Genomic DNA, 14,430 nt, shown 5'->3' on the forward strand with positions numbered 1-14,430 from the left:
CCATGACCAGGCTGGACACCCTCCTCGCCGGGCTCGCCCGAGAACGCTCGACGGGCGCGCTCCGGGTCGGCCGCAGCGGCACCATCTTCCTGTCGGACGGGCGCGTGACGTACATGGAGTGCGCCCAGGTGCCGAGCCTCGAGCGGCTGCTCACCGCCAGGGGGCGGATGACGGAGGCGGCGCTCCGCGCGGTGCAGGCCGAGGGCGGCTGCGCACGGCTGCTCCAGGAGGGCTCGCTCACCCAGGGCGAGCTGCAGTACGCCGTCCTCGGCGCGGTGCTCGACGCCGCCTTCTTCCTGCTGCCCATGAACGGGACCCGGCCCAAGTTCCGTCCCGGCGAGGAGCACTGGCTCGGCGGGCAGTGGTTCTTCGACGTGGCGGGGCTGGTGCGCGAGTGCGCGCGGCGGCGGGCCCAGCTCGCCACCGTCTGGCCCGCGGCCGACGTGGACGTCAGCCCGGTGCGGCCGGTCGCCGCGCTGCCCGGGCACGGGGTGACGCTCGACCGGGTCCAGTGGGAGGTGCTGGTCCGGGCCGACCACAAGGCGACGCCGCTGGAGCTGGCCAAGCAGGTCGGCCGGTCGGGCTACTCGGTGCTGCTGGCGGTGCGGCGGCTGGCCGCCGCCGGGCTGCTGGCCGCCCCGGACCCGCAGCCGGCCGAGGACGAGGCGCGGCTGCCGAAGCGGGCGCGCGGCGAGCTGCCGCGACCGCCCCACCATCCGGAGGCCCCGCGGTTGCCCGCAGGGCCGCCCATCACGGGGGACCCGACCGATATAGCGCTGCTGTTGCGGCTGAAGAAGGCGCTAGAGGAGCTGTCGTGAGGTTTCCCTCACTCAGGAGGAGGCCACGGGTGGAACTGAGCCAAGAGGTTCTGGAGGAGATGACGCTCCTGCGCGAGCGCACTCCGGACGTGAGCGGGAGCGTCGCCTGCACCGTGGACGGCCTGCAGGTGGCCTGCGACCTGCCCGACGAGATCGGCGAGCAGGCGGCGGCCCTGGCCGCGGCGCTGCTCGCCATGAGCAGGCGCATGCTGATCATGACGCATCAGGGCGCCTTCGAGGAGACGCTGATCTCCGGCACCGCCGGCTTCGTGGCCTTCTACGCGGCCGGCCCCACGATCGTCCTCACAGTCCTGGCCGGGCCCGGCACGAACGTCGGGCTCCTGCGGCTGGAGGGCAGGAAGACGGCCGCCGCGGTGGCGGCCGTCGCAGCACGCAAGCACTGACCCATCCCGGCAGAGAAGGAGGAATCATGGCAGGCATGGACGTCTCTCTCAAGGAGATGATGACGATCGACGGTGCGGTCGGCGCGGCTGTCGTCGACTACGGCAGCGGCATGGCGCTCGGCACCCTCGGCGGTTCGAAGGACCTGGACCTCCAGGTCGCCGCCGCGGGCAACACCGAGGTCGTCAAGGCGAAGCTGCGGACGATGGACTCGCTGGGCCTCAAGGAGAGCATCGAGGACATCCTGATCACGCTGAGCGGGCAGTACCACATCATCCGCCCGATCACGGGCCGCAGCGGCAAGGGGCTGTTCCTCTACCTGGCGCTCGACCGGGGGCGGGCCAACCTGGCCATGGCCCGCCACCAACTTCGCGGCATCGAGGAGAAGCTGGAGGTCTGACGCCGTCCGCCCGTGGCCCGCGCCCCCGATCCAGGGGTGCGGGCCGCGTCGTGCCGTCGCTCAGGCGCTCGTGAGCTTGGTGATCTCGGCGGCGATGTCGGGCCAGAGCGCGCGCGGCAGGTCGTGCCCCATGCCCGGGTAGGTCACCAGCCGGGCGCCGGGGATCGCGGCGGCCGTGGCCTGGCCGCCCGCGAGCGGGACGAGCTGGTCGGCCTCGCCGTGCAGCACCAGCGTGGGCACGCGCACCCGGCCGAGGGCCTCCACCCGGCTGCCCGACGCCATGATCGCGGCGAGCTGGCGGCCGGTGCCCGCCGGGTCGAAGCAGCGGTCGTAGGCCAGCCCGGCGAGCGTGGTGACGCGCTCGCGGTCCAGCTCGTAGCCCGGCGACCCGATGACGGACCAGGTCCGCACCGCCTGCTCCAGCACGCCGTCGCGGTCGGCGGCGGGGCGGGCCATGAGGATGGCGGCGGCCTCCTGCGTCGGCGGGGCGATCTCCGGGCCCGGGGTGGACATGATGGAGGTCAGGCTCAGCACGCGCTCCGGATGGCGGACGGCCAGCGCCTGGGCGATCATCCCGCCCATCGAGGCGCCCACCACGTGAGCCCGCGGCCAGCCGAGGGCGTCCATGAGGCCGGCCGTGTCGTCGGCCATGTCGTCCAGCAGGTACGGCGGAGCCGTCCCCATGCCGGGCAGGCCGGCCTCCGCGAAGTGCGTGGACAGGCCGGCGTCGCGGTTGTCGAACCGGACGACGTGGTGCCCCTGCTCGGCCAGGAGCTCGCAGAACTCCTCGTCCCAGTGGATGAGCTGGGCGCCGAGGCCCATGATGAGGAGGAGCGGGCGGCCTTCTGGCGCGCCGAAGCTCTCGTAGGCGATGTCGATGCCGTTGGCGGTTACGCGGGTGGTCACCCGACCAGAATGTCATTCTGGTCCGGCGTCCGTAAAGGGTGACAGGCCGGTGTCAGCCCCTGGTCACCAGCCGGCGGAGGCGGTCGCCGCCCAGCACGACGCCGCCGCCCGCGAGGGCCAGCACGAACGACAGCAGCATGCCGGCCACGCCGGTGCCGGCCTCCTTCGCCTCCACGGCGGCCGGGGCGGCCTGGGTGTGGCGGCCGACGACGGTCTCGACGCCCGCGCGCCCGCCGGGGGCGGCGGCGACGGCCTTGCCCGCGGCGGCCCGCCCGTCCTCCGCCTCCGCCCGCGCTGCCTCCGCGGCGGCGTCGTCGGCGGCGTCGGCGGCGGCGTCGTCGTCCGCGGCGGCTACGGGCTCGGCGGCCTCGGCGGCCTTCTCCTGCGGCTGCTCCGCCGCCATCGGCTTGGCGGCCGGCTGCTCCGCCTTCTCCTCGGCGAGCACCTTCGGCGGCTCGGCCGGGTTGTCGTCGCGCTCGGACCAGGCGCCGGTGGAGAAGGCGACCGGGTAGTTCTTCTTGCCGACGCCGTCGCCCCACTTGGTGATGACATAGTCGATCTTGATGTGGCCCTCGCCGCCGATGCCGTCCACGCCCAGGGTGTCGGAGTTGAACCTGCCCCCGGTCAGCTCGGCGAAGGTCTTGGCGTCCAGGTCGAGCATGACGCCGCGGCTGGAGGGCTCGCCGGGGCCGCGGTCGCCGACGAAGAAGGGCATCTTCTTGCCCTCGTACATCACGTAGCCCTCGGTCAGCAGGGGCCAGCTCGGGCTGGCGGCCAGCCCCTTCTGCATCGGCTTGCCGCTGGCCGGCAGGCCGGTGTCGCCGGCCCGACCGGAGGAGTCGTCCCAGAAGTAGGAGGCCGTGGTCGAGCCCTCGAGCAGGATCTTCTCGTCGGTGTCAGCGTGGGCGGGGGTGCAGACGGCGGTGAGCGCGCCGATCGAGCAGGCGGTGAGCACGGCGAACGAACGCAGGCCGAAATGGGCAGACATGGAGCAGTGAGGTCCTTCGCGAGGGGACGGGGAGACACGCTCAGGGAAGAAGGGCGCAGCCGGGGAGGACACCTGACGGGGGAGGCTGCGCGGAGCGCGGAGAGAACCTGGAGGCGGGGCCGCTCAGCGGGCGGCCGGCACTACACAGTCCGGGAGGGGGCACTCTGGAATGGCGACGCGTGGGGAGCCGGCGTCCGGGGGTGTGACGCGGTGGGGCATGCGGGGTTCCTCTCCATCACGCCTACCGGGTTAGCTGACGGGTTCGGGCGAGGAGATGCCCTACCGGCGCAGTGCCGGATTCACCCCAACAAGGTGGGTCCCCGGTTCCCGAGGGGCTCGGGATTCGGCTGGTTGATTGGCTGACACTTAACCACGCGTACCGGACGAACGCAAACGAATCGTCATGAATCGGGCGAAAGATCTACCTATCTCCTGGGCAAAGAAAGAGGGGGCGCGGAATAACCGCGCCCCCTTCGTCAAGCCGGCCTCAGCCGCCGCTCTTGCGCCTGAAGGATCGTTTGTTCGCAGCCGGACCGTGCGTCCCATGGATCTTCGACGGGTCGCCGCCCCTGCCACCAGCGCCGTTGCCCGCGGCCTGGCCGCGCTTGCGCTCCAGCGCCTCGCGGAACTTGCGCTTCATCTCGTCCTCGGGAGTTTCGCTGACTTCCGGCTCCGGTGATTCCGCCATTGAGGACCTCCATGGTGTTGGGACCCCTCCAGCTTCGCACGATGCTCCTTACGATGCGAAACCGGCTTCAATCTTGCTCGGCGGCGCAGCGGGCGTCTCCAGCCGCCTGCCGGGCATGGCCGCCAGCGCCACGAAGGCGATCAGCGCTCCGGCCACGCCGATCGACGGGATGACGGCCGCCGCGGCGGCGGCGTGGGCGGCGGGCAGGCCGTGCGCCGGGGCCTCCGCCGCGACGGTCGAGGTGTAGAGGGTGCCGCCCACGGCCAGCGCCACCGAGCCGCCGATCTGGCGGAAGAAGGTGAGGTTGGCCGAGGCCGTGCCGATGTACTGGGGCGGCACCGCCTGCTGCACGGCCACGGTCAGCCCCGACAGCATCGGCCCCATGCCGAGCCCGATCAGCGCCATCCAGGCCGCGAGCGCCAGGCCGCCGGTGTCGCGCGCGAGGTTGAGGCAGAGCAGCGTGCCGGCCGTCAGCAGGAACGGGGAGACCAGCAGCCACGGCTTGTAGACCCTGGTCCTGGACATGAGCGTGCCCATGAGCGCGCTGCCGGCGACCATCGCCAGTGTCATCGGGTAGATCCGCAGGCCCGACTCCGTGGCGCTGGCGCCCAGGGCCTCCTGGAAGTAACGCGGCAGGAAGACGACTCCCGCGTACATGCAGAAGGCCGTGACGAACGAGGTCGCGTTCACCAGCGTGTACGTCCGCACGCCGAACAGGTGCAGCGGCATGATCGGGTTGGCCGCCCGCCGCTCCACCGCCACGAACGCGGCGAGCGCGGCCAGCGCGAGCAGGATGGGCCCCGCCACGGCCGCGTCGGTCCAGGTGTGGCCGTCGAGACCCTTCTCCGTCAACCCCAGCAGCAGAGCGGTGACGGCCACCGTGAACACCGCGATCCCGGCGTAGTCGGGACGCCCGCCCGCGCCGGAGCCCGGCCGGTTCGGCAGCCGCAGCACCACGGTCGCGATCACCGCCGCGCCGAGCGGCACGTTCACGTAGAAGGCCCAGCGCCAGCTCGCGTGGTCGGTGAACAGGCCGCCGAGGAACGGCCCCGCCAGGTACGTCAACGCCATCACGCCGCCGAGCGCGCCCTGCGTGCGGGCGCCGCGCGGGCTGCCGGGCGGGAACATCTCCATCACCAGCGCGAGCGACAGCGGCAGCAGCGCGCCCGCGCCGAGGCCCTGGAGGGCGCGGAAGGCGATGAGCTGCACCATGTCCTGGGCCACGCCGCACAGGGCCGAGCCGAGGACGAACACCACCATGCCGACCAGCAGCAGCGGCTTCCTGCCGTGCTGGTCGGAGAGCCGGCCGTAGAGCGGCACGGTCACCGTCGAGGTGAGCAGGTACGCGGTGACCACCCACGTGTACAGCTCGCCGCCGCCGAGGTCGCCGACGATGCGCGGCAACGCCGTGCCGACGATCGTCTGGTCGAGCATCGCCAGGAACATGCCGCCGAGCGCGGCCACGAGCACGGGCACGTCGCCGCCTCGCGTCTTCATGTCATCAGTCACAGGTGAACATTGATATGTAAAAGCTTACATGTCAAGTCTTCGCTATGCTGGCGGGCATGTCCCTGCGGATCGCGCTCCTGGGGCTGCTCTCGGCCGTGGGCCCCGCGAGCGGCTACGACCTGGCGAAGAAGTTCGACCGGTCGCTCAACCACGTCTGGCAGGCCGGGCACACGCAGATCTATCCGGAGCTGGTGAAGATGGCGGCCGACGGGCTGGTGGACGCCGGCTCGGAGGGCGCGCGCGGTCGCAAGACCTACACGATCACGCCCGAGGGCGCCCGGCAGCTCCACGAGTGGATGCTGGAGCACACGCCCTCGGTCGTGGTGCGCAACGAGGTCGCGCTCCAGGCGTTCCTGCTGCCGCTGCTCGATCGCGACGACGCGATCGCGGTGGTCGAGCGCATCAGGGCCGGGCTGGAGGCGCGCCTCGCGACGCTGCAGTGCCAGCAGGCCGGCGCGTTCGGCTCGTACGCGCTGAAGCTGGGGCTGGCCCAGCTCCGCACCAGCATCGGCTGGACGGAGGAGACGCTGGCCGACCTCAGGAGGGCCGCCGGGTAAAGGGGAACCGTTCGGTTCCTGGTGTTGCGTTGGGACGCTGCCGGATAGAAAACCCGACATGGTGGACATATCCCCTGGGCGGCGGGCATGAGCGTCCTCGGCCTGGACGTGGCGGTGGATCTGGGGGCGGCGCGCACGCGGATCTACGTCAAACGCAGGGGCATCGTCCTCGACGAGCCCTCCGCCGTCGTCCGCGACGCCATGACCGGCAAGGTCGTCGAGTACGGCGCCGAGGCACACCCTGACGGGGGCCACGAGACCTGCTGGCCCGTCAACGCCGGCCTGCCCGCCGACGGCGAGCTGACCCGGCGGCTGGTCCGCCACTTCCTGCGACGGGTGCACCGGCGGCGGCCCTTCGCCCGGCCGCGCCTGGTCATGGCGCTGCCCGAGGGCGCCACGCCGATCGACCGGGCCGCGCTGCGCGACGTGGCGTACGAGGCCGAGGCCCGCACCCTCCTGCTGGTCCCGCACGGGCTCGCGGCGGCGCTCGGCGCGGGCCTGCCGGTCAAGGACGGCGCCGGGCGGATGGTCATCGACATCGGGCGGGACACGGCGCGGGTCGCCGTCCTGTCCCACGGGGCCGTGGTGGCCGCCGGGACGGTGCCGGTCGGCGGGCGGGCCATGAACCTCGCCATCGCCCGCCTGGTCGAGCGCGAGCACGGGCTGCTGCTCGACGAGGCCGCGGCGGAGGACGTCAAGCGCCGCGCGGGGACGGACTGGAAGCCGCTGCACCGGCACGTGATCGTCCGGGGGCGGGACGCCGGGACCGGCCGCGAACGCGCGGTGACGCTGCCCGTGCAGCTCATCTACGAGGCGACCCGGCAGCCGATCGAGACCGTCGTGCGGGCGGCCGTCGGCACCGTCGAGCGCTGCCCGCCCGAGCTGGTGGCCGACCTCGGGGAGCGGGGGGCGGTGCTGGTGGGCGGCGGCGCGCTGCTGCGGGGGCTCGGGCGGCGGCTGCGGGCGGCGCTGTGCATGCCGGTGCGGCGGGCCGAGCAGCCGCTGGAGTCGGTGGCGCTGGGGCTGGGGCGGTACGTGGAGGACCTGAGCCTGGTCCGCCGCCTGAAGGCGACCGTCCACTGACCCCGCCCCGCCTCACCGCCCCGACTCGCGCAATCCGCCCCTCGCCCTCGCCCTCGCCCTCGTTCTCGCCCTCGTTCTCGTCGGGTGTTCATCGGCGGGGACTTGCGCGATTTGCGGCATTTGCCCTATAGGGCGCGCGCACCTTCGGTAAGGTCCGATCCATGCGTACCCGCCGATACGCTGCCACCACGGCGCTCCTCTGCGTCGCGGCGGTCACCGCATGTGCGGCGGGCCACGGCCTCCCCACGCTCGACGAGGCCACCCGCCGCCTGACCACCGACGCCGACCGCCTCCTCGGGACGCCCGGCCTCCGGCCCGGCGGCCTGCACCGCTCAGGGCCCCAGCAGATCGAGGACACCACCTGCGTCCCCGGCGAGGTGCGCGGCTTCCTCCAGGTCGAGGCCGAGCGCGTGGACGCCTCCTCGGGGCTGCAGGAAGAGCTCCAGGCCATGGGGTACGACAAGGTCGCCGACGACCTCGACCTGCGGGACGACACCCAGGACGTGTCGGTGCTGCGCAACCCCGAGACCTGGCTGACGTTCGAGCTGACCGTGGTGCACGGCGAGCGGCCGGGGGTCCGCCTGGTCGGCAAGACGACCTGTTACGCGGCCACCGGCCGGCCCGCGTCCCCCGATCACGATCAGGGCGTGGACAACGCCTCGGTCGGAGCGAGCCGCGAGGCGCGCACCGCCGGGTAGAGGCCCGCCACCGCGCCGATCGCCAGCGTCGCCGCGAGGCCGCCCGCCGTCGCCCAGAGCGGCACCACCGACGGCCAGCCGCTGTACAGCGCGTACCCCATGGTCACCGCCGTCCCCAGCAGGACGCCGCCCGCCCCGCCCAGCGCCGACAGCAGCAGGGACTCCGCCAGGAACTGGGTGCGGATCTGTCCCCGCGTCGCGCCCAGCGAGCGGCGCAGGCCGATCTCGGCCCGGCGTTCCAGGACGGAGATGACCATGGTGTTGGCCACGCCGACCCCGCCCACGAGCAGCGCGACCGCGCCCACCCCCAGCAGCAGGTTGGCGAAGGCCTGGCTGGTGGCCTGCTTGGCGGCCAGCGCGTCGGACGGGCGGGAGACGTCCACCTCGTTCGGCGCCTCCGGGTTGGCGGTGCCGGCCAGGACCTCCCGCACGGCCTCCAGCTTCGCCTCCTCCGAGCGGGTGTAGAGGGTGGTGGGGTGCCCGTCGAAGCCCAGCCGTTCCTCGGCGACCGGCCAGCCGACCAGCACGCCGCTGTCCAGGTCGGTGGCGAGGGCCACCGGGTTCAGCACGCCGACCACGGTGAAGCGCACGCCGCCGACCACGACCTGCGTGTCCGGGCCGGCCGCGCCGATGCCGAGCCGCTGCGCCGCGGACGCGCCGAGCACGGCGGCCGGGTACCGTTCGGTGGCGGCGTTCAGCCAGATGCCGTCGCGCAGGGTCGCGCCGAGCGTGCCGAGCAGGTCGAGGCGGGCGGCGTAGGTGACGAGACCGCCGGTCTGGGCCTCGGGGATGCGCTCCGTCCGGTACACCTTCGCCTCCGGCACCTTGCCCACGGACGAGACCGCCTCCACGGGGCCGATGCGCTCGATCATCGCCTCGGCCTCCGTCGGCATCTGCGCCGCCTCCCCCATGAGGGTGGTGCCGGCGGAGACGGTGAGCAGGTTGGTGCCGAGGGCCGAGAGCGTGCGGTCCAGCTCCGCGCCCGACGACGACGACAGCCCGACCACGCCCACCATGGCCGCGATGCCGATGGCGATGCCGAGCGCGGACAGGAACGCCCGCAGCGGACGGGTCCGCAGGCCGACCGCGCCGACGCGCATGACGTCGCCGGGCCGCATCCGGGCCGGGGACAGCTTCGGACGTTCCACCACCACCTCCAGGGCGGCCATCACAGCGCCCGCCCGTACTCGGCGGCGCGCGACGCCGACCCGTTCTCGGCGGCGCGCGACGCCGGCTCGTGGACCCGCTCGTTCTCGCGGTGGCGCGCCGAGTCGGCGACGACGCGGCCGTCGCGCATGCTCACCTGGCGCGGCAGCCCGGCCGCGATCTCACGGTCGTGCGTGATGATCACGATGGTGGTGCCGGCCGCGTTGAGCTCGTGCAGCAGCTCCATCACGCCCGCGCCGGACACCGAGTCGAGCGCGCCGGTCGGCTCGTCGGCCAGCAGCAGCGGCGGCTCGCCGGCCACCGCGCGGGCGATGGCGACCCGCTGCCGTTCGCCGCCGGACAGCTCGTGCGGCTCGTGATCCATGCGGTGCCCCAGCCCCACGCGCTCCAGCGCGGCCGCGGCGCGGCGGCGGCGCTCGGCCCGCCCTTGACCCGTGTAGATCAGGCCGTCGGCCACGTTGTCCAGCGCCGGGACCTTCGCGGCCAGGTGGAAGTGTTGGAAGACGAAGCCGATCGTGGTGGCGCGCAGCGCGGACAACTGCCCGTCGGACAGCCTGGACACGTCGTAGCCGTCGATGTGGATGGTGCCGGAGGTCGGGCGGTCCAGGGTGCCGACGACGTTCAGCATCGTGGACTTGCCCGACCCCGACGGGCCGACGATGGCGACCAGCTCGCCGTGGTCGATGCGCAGCGACACCTCGCGCAGCGCCGCCACCCCGCCCGGATAGGTGCGGGAGACGTCCGCGAGGGCGATCATCGGGTACGTCATCGCGGCATCCCCACGGTCATGCCCTCGCTCAGCCCTTCACCCTTGACCTCGACCCGGCCGCCGGAGAACAAACCCGTCTCGACCGCCACGTACCGGGCCGTGCCGCCCTCGACGACCTGCAGCCCGAAGCCGCCCTCGCGCAGCGCGACCAGCGCCGCGACCGGCACGGTGAGCACGTTCTTGCGCTGCGAGGCGGTGAACGTCACGTCCACCGAAGCCTTGTCCAGGCCCTTGGCGGACTTCGCGTCGCCGATCGAGACCAGGGCCTCGACGCGGGTCTCCGGGTCGGCGTTCTGGCCCTCGCCCGGCTCGATCACGGTGGCGACCTCGGTCACCTTGCCCGGCACGCTCTTGCCGTCGGGCAGCGTGACCTCGACCTTGGCACCCTTCCTGGCCATCCGCTGGTCCTCGGCCGCCAGCTCGGCGGTGACGACCTTGGACGTGCCGGTGTAGCTCAGCACCTTCTGGCCCGGCTGGGCCGGCTGGCCCTCCTCGGCCTCCAGGCTCTCCACGCGTACCTTGCCGGGCGCGAAGACGACCCGGCCCAGCTCGACCACGCCCGTCTCGGGCAGGCCGCGGTCGTCCTGCCACTCCCTGACCGCTTCGGCCGTGTCGTAGGTGTACTCGTCGTCCACGGTGAAGCCGTCATAGCCGAGCTTGCTGAGGTTGCGCTCCAGGTTCTCGACGTCCTCGCCCTCCGTGCCGGGCCGCAGGTCGCGGTAGGCGGGCGTGTCGCCGTACATGAGCGTCACCGGCTGGTCGTCGAGGCGGTAGAGCGAGCGGCCGCGGGTGATCTGGCGGCCGGTGTCCGGCAGCCAGGTGATCGTGCCGGGCTTCCTGGCGACGGCGCCCGTGACCGGGCCGTAGCCGAGCTCGCCGTCGGCGTCCACGGTGTCGTTCAGGGTCTCCCTCTTCACCGGGGTGGTGGCCGGGGGCAGGACCGGCGCGGAGCTGGTGGGGCCGGCCGCGCCTGCCAGCAGGCCCGCGCTGTTGATCGCGACGAAGCCGCCGCCGGCGGCGGCCACCACGACCAGCAGCCCGGCCACCACCCTGCCCCGTCCACGCCGGCGACGCGACCGCACGGGTGCGGGCCCGGACGCCGGCCCGGACGCCGGCCCGGACACCGGGCCTGCTCTGCCGCTCCTTCCGTCCTCCCCGCCGCTTCCTCCCTTTCCTCCCTTTACGTCCTTCTCGCTGTTCCCGTCGGTCCCGTCGGTTCCGTCCGTTCCGTCTGTACCGTCTGTACCGTCTGTACCGTCGAGCGCGGCCATGCTCATCCCAGCGCCCCCATGCCGGCCTCGGCCATCTCCTTCTGGCACTTCTCCTGGGCGGCCTTGAAGTCGGGGTCCTGACCGACGTCACCGGTGATGCGGACCGCGTTGCCCTCGGGGTCCGGGTACTTCTCGACGCCGTTGTCCCGCATGCACTGGGCGGCCTTGCGCAGCGCCTCGGCGCGCTTGGGGTCGCCGCCGCCCTGCATCTGTCCGCTCGGGGCCCACTCCTTGCACGCCTCCTGGGCCTTCTCCAGCTTCTCCGGCGGCGTGTCGGGGCCGACCTTGAGCATGATGCCCTTGCCCGGCTCGGGGTCGTCCATGTCGATGCCGTTCTCGCGCATGCACTGGGCGAACTTGATGCCCTTCTCCTGCGGATCCTGGCTCGGCTTGGGGGCGGCGGACGCGCTCTGGCCGCCGGTGCCGGCGACCGACGCCACGTCCGCGCCGCCGCCGTCGTCCGCGCCACAGCCGGCCAGGAGCAGGGTGACCGCGACGGGTGCCGCGGCCAGCGCGCTGAGGACTCGTCCTCGCATGAGTGATCTCCCATCTCGTCGGACGGTGCACGTCCGGGTGTCTTCGAGGGGAGATGCAATAGGGCGCGCTGTTTCCTCCGCGTTTCCACCCACGGCCCTGCAGGCCCGGGCCGCGCTTACTTCGAGCAAATGCCGCCTGCGACACACTCGGCCTGTAAGCGAACGAAAGGGTCAGAGGGACGTCATGCGGGTGCTGGTGGTTGAGGACGAGCCCGTGCTCGCCGACGCGATCGCCGAATGGCTGCGCGAGGAGACCCACGCGGTCGACCTCGCGCACGACGGCGAGACGGCGCTCGAACGCATCGCGGTCAACGACTACGACGTGGTCGTGCTGGACCGCGACCTGCCGCGCGTGCACGGCGACGACGTCTGCAAGGAGCTGGTCGCCTCCGAGCGCGACGCGCGCGTGCTCATGCTGACCGCCGCCGCCCAGCTCGACGACCGGGTGACGGGCCTGTCCCTCGGGGCCGACGACTACCTGTCGAAGCCGTTCGCGTTCCCCGAGCTGGCGGCCCGGGTGCTGGCGCTGGGACGGCGTTCGCGGCCGGCCGTGCCGCCCGTGCTGCGGCGGGCCGGGATCACGCTGGACCCGGCGCGCAGGGAGGTGTTCAGGGACGGGCGGTTCGTCCCGCTGTCGAAGAAGGAGTTCGCGGTGCTCGCCGAGCTGCTGCGGGCGGCGGGCGGCGTCGTCTCGGCCGAGCACCTGCTGGAGAAGGCGTGGGACGAGCACGCCGACCCGTTCACGGGTGCGGTCCGGCTCACGATCTTGAAGCTGCGCCGCAAACTGGCCGACCCTCCGGTCGTCGAGACCGTGCCCGGGGTCGGCTACCGCATCCCCTAGCCCGCAACGAAGATCACCACCAGGAGTCCGCGCGTGCCGCCCACCCTTCGTGCGTCAGGAGCCCCGCGGGTGCCGGGCTCCCGCGATGTGCCCGCGTTCCTCCGCCTCCCCCGGGCCCTGTCGCGGCACCGGCCGCGCACCCTGCGGCTGCGGCTCACCCTCGTCTACGGAGCGCTCTTCCTGCTGGCCGGCCTGGCCCTGCTCGGCGTCACGTACCTGCTGTTCAACCAGCAGCTCACGCGATCGTTCGAGGACCGCACGACCGCGCCGCCCGGACGGATGAAGCAGATGATCGTCGTCGACAACGGCGTCCGCCTCACCGGGGACATGGCCGTCGAGTGGCTGCGGCAGCAGGAGCTGGAGCTGCGCGGCGCCGCGGTGACCTCGCTGCTCACGCAGGGCGTCATCGCGCTGACCGTGGTCGGCGGGACGGCTGCCGTCCTCGGCTGGGTGGTCGCCGGACGGGTGCTGGCGCCGCTGCACCGCGTGACCGACACCGCGCGCAGGATCGCCGCCGCGCCGATGGCGGAGCGCGGGCTGCACGAGCGGATCGCGCTGGAGGGGCCGGAGGACGAGGTCAAGCAGCTCGCCGACACCTTCGACACCATGGTCGAACGGCTGGACCACTCCTTCGACGGGCAGCGCCGCTTCGTCGCGAACGCCTCGCACGAGCTGCGCACGCCGCTGACCCTGAACCGGGCGCTGGTCGAGCTCGCCATGCACCGCCGTACCGCGTCGCGGGACGTCAAGGAGCTGGGCGAGAGCCTGCTGGAGATCAACGCCAGGCACGAACGCCTCATCTCGGGCCTGCTGCTGCTCGCCAGGTCGGAGCAGGAGATCGCCGACCGTTCGCCGGTGGACCTCGCCGACGTGGTGACGCACGTCGTGCGGCAGACCGCCGGCGACGCCGCCGACGCAAAGATCACGGTGTACGAGGTCACCGCCCAGGCCCCCACGACCGGGGACGCGCTGCTCCTCGAACGACTGGTGCACAACCTGGTGGAGAACGGCATCCGGTACAACCTGGACGACGGCAGCGGGTGGGTGCGCGTGGTGAGCCGCACCGTGGGGGACGGGAAGGTCGAGGTGGAGGTCAGCAACACCGGGCCCGGCGTGCCGCCGTACGACGTCCCGCTGCTGTTCAAGCCCTTCCACCGGCACGGCGCCGAACGCGTGGTCACGGCGCGGAGCGCGGGGCTGGGGCTGTCGATCGTCCGGTCGATCGCGCTCGCGCACGGAGGCGACGTACGGGCGCGGCCGCGCGAGGACGGCGGCCTCGTCGTCATCGCCTCCCTCCCCCGCGCCCGCCACTGACCACCCACCGGGCTCACGAGAGCAGCGCGCGCAGCGCCGCGCCGGCCCGGCCCGCCTCGACGGTGACGATCTCGTACGCGGCCACGCCCGCCACCGCGAACGGGTCCTCGGCCGCCGCCTTCTCCACGTGCTCCCGATCGCCGACGGCGAGGATCACACCGCCGAGGTCGTCGGGCACGGTTTGCCCGGACAGCAGGAACGTGCCGTCCGCATGCCGCCGTTCGAGGTAGGCGACGTGCCCTGGGACGTGCGGGGCGACCTCGGCGACCGGGACGGTGTAACGCACCAGCAGCACGTGCACCATGGGCACGGCCGCAGCCGCAGCGGCGGGGGCTGTGGGCGCCGTGAGCGGCGACGTCCCGCCGTCGCGGGGGGATATGGAGGCGGCAGGCGGTGCCGACGCTTCGGGGGGTGCCGGGTGGCCGGCGTAGTAGCGGCGCAACTCGGGGGCCGCCAGTGGCGCGAACATCGGTGTCTCCCGCC

Annotated in this window: 17 protein-coding genes and 1 riboswitch; of the genes, 8 read left to right on the forward strand and 9 right to left on the reverse strand. The window is 73.1% G+C overall.

Annotation, left to right across the window (positions count from 1 at the left end; genetic code table 11):
• Positions 1 to 2 precede the first annotated feature (2 nt).
• Genes MF672_RS01875 through MF672_RS01885 form a run of 3 tightly spaced genes read left to right on the forward strand, consistent with a single transcriptional unit; the run spans position 3 to position 1,620 of the window.
• Positions 3 to 818 carry a DUF4388 domain-containing protein gene (locus MF672_RS01875; RefSeq protein WP_242379790.1) on the forward strand — a complete coding sequence of 272 codons (816 nt, stop codon included), beginning with the start codon at positions 3 to 5 and terminating at the stop codon, positions 816 to 818.
• A 29-nt stretch (positions 819 to 847) separates the two neighbouring features.
• Positions 848 to 1,222, forward strand: a complete 375-nt coding sequence (locus MF672_RS01880; protein WP_242379792.1) for a roadblock/LC7 domain-containing protein — start codon at positions 848 to 850, stop codon at positions 1,220 to 1,222.
• A 26-nt stretch (positions 1,223 to 1,248) separates the two neighbouring features.
• Positions 1,249 to 1,620 carry a hypothetical protein gene (locus tag MF672_RS01885; protein WP_242379794.1) on the forward strand — a complete coding sequence of 124 codons (372 nt, stop codon included), beginning with the start codon at positions 1,249 to 1,251 and terminating at the stop codon, positions 1,618 to 1,620.
• Between the two features lie 60 nt (positions 1,621 to 1,680).
• On the opposite strand, the gene MF672_RS01890 is transcribed toward MF672_RS01885, so the two are convergent.
• The 4 genes from MF672_RS01890 to MF672_RS01905 form a co-directional block, all read right to left on the reverse strand.
• Positions 1,681 to 2,526, reverse strand: a complete 846-nt coding sequence (locus MF672_RS01890) for an alpha/beta hydrolase (RefSeq protein WP_242379796.1) — start codon at positions 2,524 to 2,526, stop codon at positions 1,681 to 1,683.
• A gap of 52 nt (positions 2,527 to 2,578) precedes the next feature.
• Entirely contained in the window at positions 2,579 to 3,514 is a 936-nt protein-coding gene (locus tag MF672_RS01895; RefSeq protein ID WP_242379799.1) for a hypothetical protein, read from the reverse strand.
• Positions 3,515 to 3,737: 223 nt separating this feature from the next.
• Positions 3,738 to 3,873, reverse strand: a riboswitch (cyclic di-AMP (ydaO/yuaA leader).
• Positions 3,874 to 4,001: 128 nt separating this feature from the next.
• Positions 4,002 to 4,202 carry a DUF5302 domain-containing protein gene (locus tag MF672_RS01900; RefSeq protein WP_242379801.1) on the reverse strand — a complete coding sequence of 67 codons (201 nt, stop codon included), beginning with the start codon at positions 4,200 to 4,202 and terminating at the stop codon, positions 4,002 to 4,004.
• Between the two features lie 48 nt (positions 4,203 to 4,250).
• A complete protein-coding gene (locus tag MF672_RS01905) occupies positions 4,251 to 5,711 on the reverse strand; it encodes an MDR family MFS transporter (protein ID WP_242379803.1) in 1,461 nt (486 codons plus the stop codon).
• Between the two features lie 56 nt (positions 5,712 to 5,767).
• Here MF672_RS01905 and MF672_RS01910 point away from each other — a divergent pair, with 56 nt between their 5' ends.
• From MF672_RS01910 to MF672_RS01920, 3 genes are all read left to right on the forward strand, one after another.
• Positions 5,768 to 6,268: a PadR family transcriptional regulator gene (locus MF672_RS01910; RefSeq protein ID WP_242379805.1), complete on the forward strand. Its 501-nt coding sequence runs from the start codon at positions 5,768 to 5,770 to the stop codon at positions 6,266 to 6,268.
• Between the two features lie 87 nt (positions 6,269 to 6,355).
• Positions 6,356 to 7,351 carry a rod shape-determining protein gene (locus tag MF672_RS01915; RefSeq protein WP_242379807.1) on the forward strand — a complete coding sequence of 332 codons (996 nt, stop codon included), beginning with the start codon at positions 6,356 to 6,358 and terminating at the stop codon, positions 7,349 to 7,351.
• A 161-nt stretch (positions 7,352 to 7,512) separates the two neighbouring features.
• Positions 7,513 to 8,049: a hypothetical protein gene (locus MF672_RS01920; RefSeq protein WP_242379809.1), complete on the forward strand. Its 537-nt coding sequence runs from the start codon at positions 7,513 to 7,515 to the stop codon at positions 8,047 to 8,049.
• On the opposite strand, the gene MF672_RS01925 is transcribed toward MF672_RS01920, so the two are convergent.
• The 4 genes from MF672_RS01925 to MF672_RS01940 all read right to left on the reverse strand — a co-directional run bounded on the left by MF672_RS01925 (position 7,992) and on the right by MF672_RS01940 (position 11,792).
• A complete protein-coding gene (locus tag MF672_RS01925) occupies positions 7,992 to 9,167 on the reverse strand; it encodes an ABC transporter permease (protein ID WP_242379831.1) in 1,176 nt (391 codons plus the stop codon). The genes MF672_RS01920 and MF672_RS01925 overlap by 58 nt on opposite strands.
• A gap of 50 nt (positions 9,168 to 9,217) precedes the next feature.
• Positions 9,218 to 9,985, reverse strand: coding sequence for an ABC transporter ATP-binding protein (locus MF672_RS01930; protein WP_302893142.1), 768 nt, complete (start codon positions 9,983 to 9,985; stop codon positions 9,218 to 9,220).
• Complete coding sequence (locus tag MF672_RS01935) at positions 9,982 to 11,031, reverse strand: efflux RND transporter periplasmic adaptor subunit (protein ID WP_242379812.1); 1,050 nt, start codon at positions 11,029 to 11,031, stop codon at positions 9,982 to 9,984. The genes MF672_RS01930 and MF672_RS01935 overlap by 4 nt, the downstream gene beginning before the upstream one ends.
• A 227-nt stretch (positions 11,032 to 11,258) precedes the next feature.
• Positions 11,259 to 11,792, reverse strand: a complete 534-nt coding sequence (locus tag MF672_RS01940) for a hypothetical protein (RefSeq protein WP_242379814.1) — start codon at positions 11,790 to 11,792, stop codon at positions 11,259 to 11,261.
• A gap of 184 nt (positions 11,793 to 11,976) precedes the next feature.
• Between MF672_RS01940 and MF672_RS01945 the strand changes: the two genes are divergently transcribed.
• Together MF672_RS01945 and MF672_RS01950 are read left to right on the forward strand one after the other, a co-directional pair.
• Entirely contained in the window at positions 11,977 to 12,633 is a 657-nt protein-coding gene (locus MF672_RS01945; protein WP_242379816.1) for a response regulator transcription factor, read from the forward strand.
• A gap of 69 nt (positions 12,634 to 12,702) precedes the next feature.
• Complete coding sequence (locus MF672_RS01950) at positions 12,703 to 13,947, forward strand: sensor histidine kinase (protein WP_247815137.1); 1,245 nt, start codon at positions 12,703 to 12,705, stop codon at positions 13,945 to 13,947.
• A gap of 13 nt (positions 13,948 to 13,960) precedes the next feature.
• Here the strand turns inward: MF672_RS01950 and MF672_RS01955 are convergent, their stop codons facing one another.
• Entirely contained in the window at positions 13,961 to 14,416 is a 456-nt protein-coding gene (locus MF672_RS01955; protein WP_242379820.1) for a YciI family protein, read from the reverse strand.
• Between the last annotated feature and the right edge of the window lie 14 nt (positions 14,417 to 14,430).

The sequence above is a fragment of the Actinomadura luzonensis genome, assembly GCF_022664455.2.
GTDB lineage: Bacteria > Actinomycetota > Actinomycetes > Streptosporangiales > Streptosporangiaceae > Nonomuraea > Nonomuraea luzonensis.

Excerpts from the sequence above, each read along its gene's own strand:
- MF672_RS01900 (WP_242379801.1), bottom strand. The coding sequence starts at position 4,202 with ATGGCGGAATCACCGGAGCCGGAAGTCAGCGAAACTCCCGAGGACGAG.
- MF672_RS01920 (WP_242379809.1), top strand. The coding sequence starts at position 7,513 with ATGCGTACCCGCCGATACGCTGCCACCACGGCGCTCCTCTGCGTCGCG.
- MF672_RS01910 (WP_242379805.1), top strand. The coding sequence starts at position 5,768 with ATGTCCCTGCGGATCGCGCTCCTGGGGCTGCTCTCGGCCGTGGGCCCC.
- MF672_RS01925 (WP_242379831.1), bottom strand. The coding sequence starts at position 9,167 with ATGCGGCCCGGCGACGTCATGCGCGTCGGCGCGGTCGGCCTGCGGACC.
- MF672_RS01955 (WP_242379820.1), bottom strand. The coding sequence starts at position 14,416 with ATGTTCGCGCCACTGGCGGCCCCCGAGTTGCGCCGCTACTACGCCGGC.
- MF672_RS01945 (WP_242379816.1), top strand. The coding sequence starts at position 11,977 with ATGCGGGTGCTGGTGGTTGAGGACGAGCCCGTGCTCGCCGACGCGATC.
- MF672_RS01895 (WP_242379799.1), bottom strand. The coding sequence starts at position 3,514 with ATGTCTGCCCATTTCGGCCTGCGTTCGTTCGCCGTGCTCACCGCCTGC.
- MF672_RS01940 (WP_242379814.1), bottom strand. The coding sequence starts at position 11,792 with ATGCGAGGACGAGTCCTCAGCGCGCTGGCCGCGGCACCCGTCGCGGTC.
- MF672_RS01885 (WP_242379794.1), top strand. The coding sequence starts at position 1,249 with ATGGCAGGCATGGACGTCTCTCTCAAGGAGATGATGACGATCGACGGT.
- MF672_RS01915 (WP_242379807.1), top strand. The coding sequence starts at position 6,356 with ATGAGCGTCCTCGGCCTGGACGTGGCGGTGGATCTGGGGGCGGCGCGC.
- MF672_RS01875 (WP_242379790.1), top strand. The coding sequence starts at position 3 with ATGACCAGGCTGGACACCCTCCTCGCCGGGCTCGCCCGAGAACGCTCG.
- MF672_RS01930 (WP_302893142.1), bottom strand. The coding sequence starts at position 9,985 with ATGACGTACCCGATGATCGCCCTCGCGGACGTCTCCCGCACCTATCCG.